This window comes from Streptococcus sp. k-402 (assembly GCF_013277515.1).
Lineage (GTDB): Bacteria > Bacillota > Bacilli > Lactobacillales > Streptococcaceae > Streptococcus.
Map to the genome: position 1 here is coordinate 108,725 of NZ_VMNB01000002.1, position 10,278 is coordinate 119,002.

The window sequence follows — 10,278 nt, forward strand, 5'->3', positions numbered from 1 at the left end:
TTTAACGTGATACGCGGCGACGAGCTGCTTTTTTACGGTTTTCTTCGATGAAAGCTGCTTTTTGCTCTTCTGGTTCGATTACTTTCTTTTTAAATGCGTATACTGCACCTGCAACGGCAGCGACAGTTCCTGCGACACCTGTTACAAGACCTTTAGCGAATCCTTTAGCCATGAGTCTTCCTCCTTTATATTCTCAATCAGCCAGCCTCCTCAAGAGGTCACATTTTTCTGACTGACCTTTTTGTGTTATAATAATAGTAACGAAAAAATGGGAATTTTTCAAGGAAAAAAGATGAAAACAAAAATAATTGTGATTGTTGGACCGACTGCTGTTGGAAAAACAGCCCTTGCCATTGAAGTGGCCAAGCGTTTTAATGGCGAAGTGGTTAGTGGAGATAGCCAGCAAGTCTATCGAGAACTTGATATTGGGACGGCTAAGGCTAGTCCAGAAGAGCAGGCAGCTGTTCCCCATCATTTAATCGATGTTAGAGAGGTAACCGAGTCTTACTCGGCTTTTGATTTTGTTTCAGAAGCTAAGATGGCTATTGAGGATATTCACAGCCGTGGCAAGCTAGCCATTATAGCCGGTGGGACTGGGCTTTATATCCAGAGCTTGCTAGAAGGTTATCACCTGGGTGGGGAGACTCCCCATGAGGAGATTTTGGACTATCGAGCTAGTTTGGAGCCATATTCAGATGAGGAATTAGCTCATCTGGTGGCGCAAGCAGGTCTTGAGATTCCCCAGTTTAATCGTCGTCGTGCTATGCGTGCCTTGGAAATTGCTCATTTTGGTCAGGATTTGGAAAATCAAGAGAGTCTATATGAACCGCTGATTATCTGCTTGGATGATGAGCGCAGTCAATTATATGAACGAATCAATCATCGAGTGGATTTGATGTTTGAGGCTGGGCTTTTGGATGAGGCCAAGTGGCTTTTTGACCATTACCCTGATGTGCAGGCTGCTAAAGGTATTGGCTATAAGGAACTCTTTCCTTATTTCCGTGGAGAGCAGACCTTGGAGGAAGCTAGTGAGAGTCTCAAACAGGCGACCCGCCGTTTTGCCAAGCGTCAGTTGACCTGGTTCCGTAATCGTATGCAGGTCACCTTTTATCAGATTGGAGAAGCTGGTGTGCAAGACCGCATTTTAAGCCAGATAGAGGAGTTTTTAGATGATTGAAACGGAGAAAAAAGAGGAACGGGTTCTGCTGATTGGTGTAGAATTGCAGGGCATGGACAATTTTGACCTCTCCATGGAAGAATTGGCCAGTCTAGCTAAGACAGCTGGGGCAGTTGTTGTAGATAGCTACAGACAAAAACGTGAAAAATATGATTCCAAGACCTTCGTCGGCTCTGGTAAGTTGGAAGAAATTGCGCTCATGGTGGATGCAGAAGAAATTACCACTGTCATTGTCAACAACCGTTTAACTCCACGGCAAAATGTCAATTTAGAAGAAGTTCTGGGTGTCAAGGTCATTGACCGTATGCAGTTGATTTTGGATATCTTTGCCATGCGAGCTCGAAGCCATGAAGGGAAGCTCCAAGTCCACCTAGCTCAGCTCAAATATCTCTTGCCTCGCTTGGTTGGTCAGGGAATTATGCTCAGCCGTCAGGCAGGGGGAATTGGTTCCCGTGGTCCTGGTGAAAGTCAGCTCGAACTGAACCGTCGGAGTGTTCGCAATCAAATCACGGATATCGAGCGTCAGCTCAAGGTGGTTGAGAAAAATCGGGCGACTGTCAGAGAAAAACGTCTGGAGTCTAGCACCTTTAAGATTGGTCTGATTGGTTACACCAATGCAGGGAAGTCAACTATCATGAACACCTTGACCAGTAAGACCCAGTATGAGGCTGACGAGCTCTTTGCGACTCTGGATGCGACGACTAAGAGTATCCATCTGGGGGGCAATCTCCAAGTAACTTTGACTGATACTGTGGGCTTTATCCAAGATTTGCCGACAGAGTTGGTGTCCAGTTTCAAGTCAACCTTGGAAGAAAGCAAGCATGTAGACCTTCTGGTTCATGTTATCGATGCCAGCAATCCTTACCATGAAGAGCATGAAAAAACGGTCCTTTCCATCATGAAAGACTTGGACATGGAGGATATTCCTCGCCTGACCCTTTATAATAAAGCGGATTTGGTGGAGGATTTTACACCTACTCAGACGCCTTATTCCCTGATTTCTGCCAAGTCTGAGGATAGTCGTGAGAACTTGCAGGCACTATTTTTAGAGAAAATCAAGGAGATTTTTGAGAGATTTACCTTGCGCGTGTCTTTTTCAAAGTCCTACAAGATTCACGATTTAGAAAGTGTTGCGATTCTTGAAGAACGCGATTATCAGGAGGACGGCGAAGTAATTACAGGCTACATTTCCGAGAAAAATAAATGGAGGTTAGAGGAATTTTATGACTGATATTAAAACGTTGGCTCTAAAATATGGGGGCTATACAAGTCTGGATAAGGTCTATCTGGATCAGCTTCTAGCTGGCAAGACAGAGCAGGAGCAGTTGGCACTGATCACCCCTCCGCCAAGTGTGGTCAATGCCTACTTTGCAGAGCTATACCAGAAAAAGAGTCCTGAGACTGCGACGAATTATTTTGCAGAAGTCAGTCAGGAACTGAATCTCTACAATGCTGAACCTAGTTTCACTCTTGAAAACAAACCTTTTATTCGCCTTAACCTGTCTGGTAAATCCTTTGGTTTTTGCTATGAGAGTGAGGGTCTGGGTCGGATTTTCTCTGAAAATGAAAAGGTAATCTCAGATGACTTGCTTTTTGAAATTGCGCAAATTTTCCCCCATCAACTGGTCTTTGAGGAGTCTGGCAAGATTTACATGAAGGCTGTTGGAGATGAGGAAGTTGTTAGCATGGAGAGTCTAACAGCTTTGACTGATTTGGAAAGCTTGGCTGATGGTCGCAAGCGTCTTAAAGGATACAGCCAAGAGGAGCTATTACAAGAAGCTACTGCTTTTTCTGGCAAGCGCTATTTCCGATCGGAAAACCGCACAGCCATGTTATATATTGATTAATTAGGAAGTATCGAATGGATATTCAATTTTTAGGAACGGGGGCTGGCCAGCCCTCTAAAGCCCGCAACGTTTCAAGTCTCGCCCTGAAACTTTTGGACGAGATTAACGAAGTCTGGCTCTTTGACTGTGGAGAAGGTACGCAAAATCGCATTCTGGAAACCACAATTCGACCACGTAAGGTCAGCAAAATCTTTATCACTCACTTGCATGGAGACCACATTTTTGGTCTGCCAGGTTTCCTTTCTAGCCGTGCCTTTCAGGCCAATGAAGAGCAGACAGATTTGGAAATCTATGGACCGCAAGGGATTAAGTCATTTGTCTTAACCAGCCTTCGTGTGTCAGGTTCGCGTCTGCCTTACCGTATTCATTTTCATGAGTTTGACCAAGATTCTTTAGGAAAAATCCTTGAAACTGATAAATTCACTGTGTATGCAGAGGAGCTGGATCATACTATTTTCTGTGTTGGCTATCGTGTCATGCAAAAGGACCTAGAAGGTACCTTGGATGCTGAAAAGCTCAAGGCTGCTGGCGTCCCATTTGGCCCACTTTTTGGAAAAATCAAAAACGGTCAGAACGTTGTTCTCGAAGATGGGACTGAAATCAAGGCAGCTGACTATATCTCAGCGCCACGTCCAGGTAAGATTATCACTATTCTTGGTGACACCCGAAAAACTAGTGCCAGTGTGCGTCTGGCTGTTAATGCCGATGTCCTTGTCCATGAATCCACTTATGGCAAGGGTGATGAAAAAATTGCTCGTAACCATGGCCACTCTACTAACATGCAAGCTGCACAAGTAGCGGTAGAAGCAGGTGCCAAACGCCTCTTGCTCAACCATATCAGTGCCCGTTTTCTCTCAAAAGATATCAGCAAACTCAAGAAAGACGCTGCTAGTGTTTTTGAAAATGTCCATGTGGTCAAAGACTTGGAAGAAGTGGAAATCTAAAAGCTTGAGAAAGGATAAGTATGTCTACTATTCTCATTACCGGAGCTAGCGGTGGTCTAGCCCAAGAAATGGTCAAACTCCTGCCCAATGACCAACTCATCTTGCTTGGTCGAAATAAGGAAAAATTAGTCCAAATCTACAGAAATCATCCCTGTGCAGAATTGATTGAAATCGATATTACCGATGATTCAGCCTTAGAAACTCTGGTAACTGACCTCTATCTCCGCTATGGCAAGATTGATGTCTTGATTAACAACGCTGGTTACGGGATTTTTGAGGAATTTGACCAGATTTCCGACCAAGATATTCATCAGATGTTCGAGGTCAATACCTTTGCCCTAATGAATCTGTCTCGTCGCCTTGCGGCTCGAATGAAGGAAAGTCGAAAAGGCCATATCATCAATATTGTTAGCATGGCAGGTTTGATCGCTACTGGCAAGTCTAGTCTCTACTCAGCGACCAAGTTTGCGGCCATTGGTTTTTCAAATGCTCTGCGCCTCGAACTCATGTCCTATGGTGTTTATGTAACGACGGTTAATCCAGGACCAATCCGAACAGGATTTTTTGACCAAGCCGACCCAGATGGTACCTATCTTAAGTCGGTTGAACGCTTCCTGCTAGAGTCAGATGCAGTGGCTAAAAAGATTGTCAAGATTATAGGAAAAAACAAACGAGAACTCAATCTACCGATGTTGTTGAACCTAGCCCATAAGTTTTATACCCTCTTTCCTAAGCTAGCTGATAAGTTGGCAGGGGAGACTTTTAATTATAAGTAAAAAGAACCAATATGCAGGTTGTTGCTAGCCTACATATTGGTTCTTATCATTTATCAACTATCAAACTGGACTTCTTCTAGTAGATAGTCGATAAAGCGTTCGCCCATCTTAGATAGGCTGGTTTTCTCATGCTGGATATAGACCAGTTCAATTGGGTCATCAATATCCAGTGGGATAGAAACGATATTGTCTCCGTTGAGGTTGCTGTTCAAAATCCCTGTTGCAATGGTATATCCATCCAAACCAATCAAGAGATTAAAGAGGGTAGCACGGTCGCTGACTACGATGGATTTCTTGTGGTGTTCTTGGGAAAGAATCTCTTCTGAAAAGTAGAAGGAGTTGTGCGTCCCTTGGTCATAGCTGAGATAAGGGAAGTTTTCCAAATCAGATAGTTTGACCTTGTCTTTCTTTGCCAGAGGATTGGTCTTGCTGACAAAGATATGCGGTTGTGCTGTGAAGAGATGGTGAGCCAGCAGATGATTGTCATCCAGCATCTTGGTTAAAACATCACGGTTGTAGCTGTTCAAAAATAGGACACCGACCTCACTACGGAAGTTCTTGACGTCATCGATAATTTCCCAAGTACGAGTTTCACGAAGGAAGAGTTCGTATTTTTCCATATCGCTTTTCTTGAGTAGCGATACAAAGGCATTGACCACAAAGGCATAGTGTTGAGACGAAACGCTAAAGAGTTCACGGTGGGCGACAGGATTTTTATAGCGTTCCTCCAGAAGCTGAGTTTGCTCGACAACCTGACGGGCATAAGAGAGAAACTCCATTCCATCACGGGTCAGGGTAATGCCCTTGGGATTGCGGATAAAGATTTCAATACCCATTTCATTTTCCAAATCTCTCACAGCATTGGAAAGACTCGGCTGAGTGATAAAGAGTTGCTTGGCTGCCTCATTCATGGAGCCAGTTTCGACGATTTTGATAATATAATGTAATTGTTGAATTCTCATGTTTTTATTGTACCACACTTGCGTCAGAATCGCCAAGGAAGATAGGAAAATCAAGGTATTGTGTGAGTCTCTTCTTGAAAAAAACACAAAAATTTGCTAGAATGAGTCTTATGAAAACATTCTATGATGTGCAGCAATTCCTCAAACGATTTGGTATTATTGTTTATATGGGAAAACGCTTATATGATATTGAACTGATGAAGTTGGAACTCTCTCGGATTTACGATGCAGGGCTGATGGACAAACTGGATTATCTGGAAGCGGAAGCGGTTCTTCGCAGAGAGCACAAGGTAGAATTGGATTATATTGAGAAAAATGGAGAAAAGAACTAATGGTTACTTGGATTTTGTGGGCACTTATACTGGCAATGTTGGCGTGGATGGGCTTTAACTATCTTCGTATTCGCCGTGCGGCTAAAATTGTGGATAATGAGGAATTTGAAGCCTTGATTCGTACAGGTCAATTGATTGATTTGCGTGATCCAGCAGAATTCCACAGAAAACATATCCTTGGTGCCCGTAATATTCCTTCAAGTCAGTTGAAGACTAGTCTTGCAGCCCTGCGTAAAGACAAACCTGTCCTTCTCTACGAAAACCAACGTGCGCAACGTGTCACAAATGCGGCCCTTTACTTGAAAAAACAAGGTTTTTCTGAGATTTATATCCTTTCTTATGGTTTGGATTCTTGGAAAGGGAAAGTGAAGACTAGCTAACATTCTGTAAAAATCTGTCGAATGATAGATAAAGCTAGCATTTTATGGTATCATCATTTATATTAATTTTAAGGAGATTTTATAATATGAATTCACAAGAAAAGAAAAAACCTTCACTTATTTTAGGTATCTTATCTATCGTCCTTGGTTTGCTTTCTCCAATAGTGAGTCTGATTTTGGGGATCATAGGATTGGTTTTGGCTTTTTCATACCAAAAAGAATCTGGACTGGACTATAAAACAGAAAAAATTCTCAACATCGTAGGACTTGTAGTTTCTGTTCTTAACTGGATTCTAACAATCGCAGTAGTTTTTAGATAAGCAAAAAACAAAAAAGCTTTAGTTTTAAAGCTTTTTTTATTTTATCGACTCATCTCTAAATAGTTTTTAATGATTTGTAACTCTTTTTGGTTCAAAGGGAGGTAGTTACCTTCTGCTAAATCTGGGTTCAATGTAAAGTCCCCAAATTGGATTCTCTTGAGGCTAGTCACCTTAACACCAACCGAGAGGAACATTTTCTTGATTTGATGAAATTTTCCTTCTGAAATGGTGATAGAGGCTTGACTGAGGGAGGGACTTGCAGATAGAATCTCTAGTTTTGCGGGTTTACAGACAGTACCATCTAAAAAGACAATTCCCTTTTGAAAGGCTTGGATATGGTCAGGTGTTAGAAGTCCATTAACCTGGACTTGGTAAGTCTTATCGACATGATATTGGGGATGGAGGAGCTGAAAGCCCAAGGGACCGTTATCGGTCAAGAGGAGGAGACCAGTCGTATCTCGGTCCAGTCGACCGACGGCATAGAGTTTATCAGACTGGATGTCAGTTGGAAGGAGATCCATAACGGTTGGGAGTTCCTTGTCTTTATTGGCTGTAACGACACCAGCAGGCTTATGAAGCATAAGATAGGTGTGCTCATAGCCTTGAATGATTTGGCCCTGAAAAAGGAGTTCTTGTAGTCCTGTATCGATATTTTGAGCTAGGGAGCGGGCTGGGCGACCATCGACGAGAATGTCCCCTTTGAGTAAGGCTTGTTTCATGGCCTTTCGACTGATTTTTTCTTGGGCTAATAAATTATCTAAACGCATACTGTGCCTATCTTATCATAAGTCTCTTACTTTGAAAAGGCTTGACGTGAAAAGAAAAGCAGAGTGAAAACATTTACACTTGCTTGAGTTATGTTATTTACTTGAAATTATGGTATAATCGTTCAGTTAGAAAATAAATTTTGAATATTATAGAGGAAATCATGACAAAATTAAGAGAAGATATCCGTAACATTGCGATTATCGCCCACGTTGACCACGGGAAAACAACTCTGGTTGACGAATTGTTGAAACAATCAGAGACGCTTGATGCACGTACTGAATTGGCAGAGCGTGCTATGGACTCAAACGATATCGAAAAAGAGCGCGGAATTACCATCCTTGCTAAAAATACAGCCGTTGCCTACAACGGAACTCGTATCAACATCATGGATACACCAGGACACGCGGACTTTGGTGGAGAAGTTGAGCGTATCATGAAAATGGTTGACGGTGTTGTCTTGGTCGTAGATGCCTACGAAGGAACAATGCCACAGACTCGTTTCGTATTGAAAAAAGCCTTGGAACAAGACCTTGTCCCAATCGTGGTTGTCAACAAAATCGATAAACCATCAGCTCGTCCAGCAGAAGTAGTGGACGAAGTCTTGGAACTTTTCATTGAGCTTGGTGCAGATGACGACCAGCTTGATTTCCCAGTGGTCTATGCTTCAGCGATCAACGGAACTTCTTCATTGTCAGATGATCCAGCTGACCAAGAAGCTACTATGGCACCAATCTTTGACACGATTATCGACCATATCCCAGCTCCAGTAGATAACTCAGATGAGCCTTTGCAGTTCCAAGTGTCACTTTTGGACTACAATGACTTCGTTGGACGTATCGGTATCGGTCGTGTCTTCCGTGGTACTGTGAAGGTTGGGGACCAAGTTACCCTTTCTAAACTTGACGGCACAACTAAAAACTTCCGTGTTACAAAACTCTTCGGTTTCTTTGGTTTGGAACGTCGTGAAATCCAAGAAGCCAAAGCAGGTGATTTGATTGCCGTTTCAGGTATGGAAGATATCTTTGTCGGTGAAACCATCACTCCGACAGACGCAGTTGAAGCTCTTCCAATCCTACACATCGATGAGCCAACTCTTCAAATGACTTTCTTGGTCAACAACTCACCATTTGCTGGTAAAGAAGGTAAATGGGTAACTTCTCGTAAGGTAGAAGAACGCTTGCAGGCTGAATTGCAAACAGACGTTTCCCTTCGTGTTGACCCAACTGATTCACCAGATAAATGGACTGTTTCAGGACGTGGAGAATTGCACTTGTCAATCCTTATCGAAACAATGCGTCGTGAGGGATATGAACTTCAAGTATCTCGTCCAGAAGTTATCGTAAAAGAAATCGACGGTGTTAAATGTGAGCCATTTGAGCGTGTACAAATCGACACTCCAGAAGAATACCAAGGGTCTGTTATCCAAAGCCTTTCTGAACGTAAGGGTGAAATGTTGGATATGATTTCAACTGGTAATGGTCAAACTCGTTTGGTCTTCCTTGTTCCAGCGCGTGGATTGATCGGTTACTCAACTGAGTTCTTGTCAATGACTCGTGGTTACGGTATCATGAACCATACCTTCGACCAATACTTGCCATTGATTCCAGGTGAAATTGGTGGACGTCACCGTGGTGCCCTTGTTTCTATCGATGCTGGTAAGGCTACAACTTACTCAATCATGTCTATCGAAGAACGTGGAACAATCTTTGTTAACCCAGGTACTGAGGTTTATGAAGGAATGATCATCGGTGAAAACTCTCGTGAAAACGACTTGACCGTTAACATCACTAAGGCGAAACAAATGACTAACGTTCGTTCAGCTACTAAGGACCAAACAGCTGTTATCAAGACTCCTCGTATCTTGACACTTGAAGAGTCTCTTGAGTTCTTGAACGACGATGAGTACATGGAAGTAACTCCTGAGTCTATCCGTTTGCGTAAACAAATCCTTAACAAGGCAGAGCGTGAGAAAGCTAACAAGAAGAAAAAATCAGCTGAATAAGAGCTAGAAAGAGATAAAGATGGTTTATTTAATCATAGGAATCCTCTTATTACTACTCTATGTATTTGCGACACCAGAAAGCATTAAAGGGACAGTCAATATCGTCGCTATGGTATGTATTTTAGTGGCACTCTTGATTTTATTGGCTCTATCTTTTCTGAAAATTTTTCAATTACCAACAGAAATGTTCCTAGCAATAGCCATGTTAATCCTAGCTTACTTTAGTGTGAGAGACATCACACTCATGCCAGTCAAAAAAAGTAAAAGAAGATAAAAAAGAGAGTTTCGGCTCTCTTTTTTTGGTAGGAATTTTACAATAGTTTGAATTGTTTTTTTACTATAACATCATCTCTTTTGCTTGGATAATATGAATGGGAAAAACTAGAATAAAATTCGTTAATGACATCTATTTTTAAGGAAACTGTAAAATTCTATTACTAATAATATTTTAGCAAAATATGTTGATAGATTATATAGAAAGTGATATACTTAAGTTATAAGAAATCGTTTTCAAAATAAGAAAGGATTAAATTTATACTCAATGAAAATCAAAGAGCAAACTAGGAAGCTAGCCGCAGGTTGCTCAAAGCACTGCTTTGAGGTTGTAGATAAAACTGACGAAGTCAGTTACATATATCTACGGCAAGGCGACGTTGACGCGGTTTGAAGAGATTTTTGAAGAGTATTATTATCTTGTTGTTCAGGGTGTAATGGATTAAACTAGGAAAATAATTCTAAGGATTTGTAAAAAGATAAAATCTTTTTCTATA

General features: G+C 41.9%; 13 protein-coding genes. 10 read left to right on the forward strand and 3 right to left on the reverse strand.

The window, feature by feature from the left end; genetic code table 11:
- Nucleotide 1: 1 nt before the first annotated feature.
- Entirely contained in the window at nt 2-172 is a 171-nt protein-coding gene (locus HT724_RS01145) for a DUF3042 family protein (RefSeq protein WP_001051780.1), read from the reverse strand.
- 120 nt (nt 173-292) lie between these two features.
- Here HT724_RS01145 and miaA point away from each other — a divergent pair, with 120 nt between their 5' ends.
- The 5 genes from miaA to HT724_RS01170 are packed head-to-tail and all read left to right on the forward strand — an operon-like array spanning nt 293 to nt 4,744.
- Entirely contained in the window at nt 293-1,177 is an 885-nt protein-coding gene (miaA, locus tag HT724_RS01150; RefSeq protein WP_173276391.1) for a tRNA (adenosine(37)-N6)-dimethylallyltransferase MiaA, read from the forward strand.
- Nucleotides 1,170-2,408, forward strand: coding sequence for a GTPase HflX (gene hflX, locus HT724_RS01155; protein WP_173276392.1), 1,239 nt, complete (start codon nt 1,170-1,172; stop codon nt 2,406-2,408). Before miaA ends, hflX begins: the two co-directional genes overlap by 8 nt.
- Nucleotides 2,401-3,024, forward strand: a complete 624-nt coding sequence (locus tag HT724_RS01160) for a cystathionine beta-lyase (RefSeq protein ID WP_173276393.1) — start codon at nt 2,401-2,403, stop codon at nt 3,022-3,024. The genes hflX and HT724_RS01160 overlap by 8 nt, the downstream gene beginning before the upstream one ends.
- Nucleotides 3,025-3,038: 14 nt before the next feature.
- Entirely contained in the window at nt 3,039-3,968 is a 930-nt protein-coding gene (gene rnz / locus HT724_RS01165; RefSeq protein ID WP_173213809.1) for a ribonuclease Z, read from the forward strand.
- A gap of 20 nt (nt 3,969-3,988) precedes the next feature.
- Nucleotides 3,989-4,744 carry an SDR family oxidoreductase gene (locus tag HT724_RS01170; RefSeq protein WP_173213807.1) on the forward strand — a complete coding sequence of 252 codons (756 nt, stop codon included), beginning with the start codon at nt 3,989-3,991 and terminating at the stop codon, nt 4,742-4,744.
- 53 nt (nt 4,745-4,797) lie between these two features.
- Here HT724_RS01170 and HT724_RS01175 read toward each other — a convergent pair whose 3' ends face one another.
- Nucleotides 4,798-5,706 carry a LysR family transcriptional regulator gene (locus tag HT724_RS01175; RefSeq protein WP_001222592.1) on the reverse strand — a complete coding sequence of 303 codons (909 nt, stop codon included), beginning with the start codon at nt 5,704-5,706 and terminating at the stop codon, nt 4,798-4,800.
- Nucleotides 5,707-5,768: 62 nt separating this feature from the next.
- On the opposite strand from HT724_RS01175, the gene HT724_RS01180 reads away from it, so the two are divergent.
- The 3 genes from HT724_RS01180 to HT724_RS01190 all read left to right on the forward strand — a co-directional run bounded on the left by HT724_RS01180 (nt 5,769) and on the right by HT724_RS01190 (nt 6,738).
- Complete coding sequence (locus tag HT724_RS01180; RefSeq protein WP_033689072.1) at nt 5,769-6,038, forward strand: YqgQ family protein; 270 nt, start codon at nt 5,769-5,771, stop codon at nt 6,036-6,038.
- Nucleotides 6,038-6,418, forward strand: a complete 381-nt coding sequence (locus HT724_RS01185; RefSeq protein ID WP_000259256.1) for a rhodanese-like domain-containing protein — start codon at nt 6,038-6,040, stop codon at nt 6,416-6,418. The genes HT724_RS01180 and HT724_RS01185 overlap by 1 nt, the downstream gene beginning before the upstream one ends.
- An 86-nt stretch (nt 6,419-6,504) precedes the next feature.
- Nucleotides 6,505-6,738 (forward strand): hypothetical protein, encoded by a 234-nt coding sequence (locus HT724_RS01190; protein WP_001088017.1) that lies wholly within the window; start codon nt 6,505-6,507, stop codon nt 6,736-6,738.
- Between the two features lie 41 nt (nt 6,739-6,779).
- Here HT724_RS01190 and HT724_RS01195 read toward each other — a convergent pair whose 3' ends face one another.
- Nucleotides 6,780-7,505, reverse strand: a complete 726-nt coding sequence (locus HT724_RS01195; protein WP_173276394.1) for a pseudouridine synthase — start codon at nt 7,503-7,505, stop codon at nt 6,780-6,782.
- Between the two features lie 161 nt (nt 7,506-7,666).
- Here HT724_RS01195 and typA point away from each other — a divergent pair, with 161 nt between their 5' ends.
- Both typA and HT724_RS01205 read left to right on the forward strand, forming a co-directional pair.
- The gene (gene typA, locus HT724_RS01200) at nt 7,667-9,508 is read left to right on the forward strand and encodes a translational GTPase TypA (protein WP_000164111.1); all 1,842 of its coding nucleotides are present in this window, start codon (nt 7,667-7,669) and stop codon (nt 9,506-9,508) included.
- Nucleotides 9,509-9,527: 19 nt separating this feature from the next.
- A complete protein-coding gene (locus HT724_RS01205; protein ID WP_173276395.1) occupies nt 9,528-9,782 on the forward strand; it encodes a DUF3165 family protein in 255 nt (84 codons plus the stop codon).
- Nucleotides 9,783-10,278 lie beyond the last annotated feature (496 nt).

Bases quoted from the DNA above. Each gene is read 5' to 3' on its own strand.
- HT724_RS01145 (WP_001051780.1), bottom strand. From the start codon at position 172: ATGGCTAAAGGATTCGCTAAAGGTCTTGTAACAGGTGTCGCAGGAACT.
- miaA (WP_173276391.1), top strand. From the start codon at position 293: ATGAAAACAAAAATAATTGTGATTGTTGGACCGACTGCTGTTGGAAAA.
- hflX (WP_173276392.1), top strand. From the start codon at position 1,170: ATGATTGAAACGGAGAAAAAAGAGGAACGGGTTCTGCTGATTGGTGTA.
- HT724_RS01160 (WP_173276393.1), top strand. From the start codon at position 2,401: ATGACTGATATTAAAACGTTGGCTCTAAAATATGGGGGCTATACAAGT.
- rnz (WP_173213809.1), top strand. From the start codon at position 3,039: ATGGATATTCAATTTTTAGGAACGGGGGCTGGCCAGCCCTCTAAAGCC.
- HT724_RS01170 (WP_173213807.1), top strand. From the start codon at position 3,989: ATGTCTACTATTCTCATTACCGGAGCTAGCGGTGGTCTAGCCCAAGAA.
- HT724_RS01175 (WP_001222592.1), bottom strand. From the start codon at position 5,706: ATGAGAATTCAACAATTACATTATATTATCAAAATCGTCGAAACTGGC.
- HT724_RS01185 (WP_000259256.1), top strand. From the start codon at position 6,038: ATGGTTACTTGGATTTTGTGGGCACTTATACTGGCAATGTTGGCGTGG.
- HT724_RS01190 (WP_001088017.1), top strand. From the start codon at position 6,505: ATGAATTCACAAGAAAAGAAAAAACCTTCACTTATTTTAGGTATCTTA.
- HT724_RS01195 (WP_173276394.1), bottom strand. From the start codon at position 7,505: ATGCGTTTAGATAATTTATTAGCCCAAGAAAAAATCAGTCGAAAGGCC.
- typA (WP_000164111.1), top strand. From the start codon at position 7,667: ATGACAAAATTAAGAGAAGATATCCGTAACATTGCGATTATCGCCCAC.
- HT724_RS01205 (WP_173276395.1), top strand. From the start codon at position 9,528: ATGGTTTATTTAATCATAGGAATCCTCTTATTACTACTCTATGTATTT.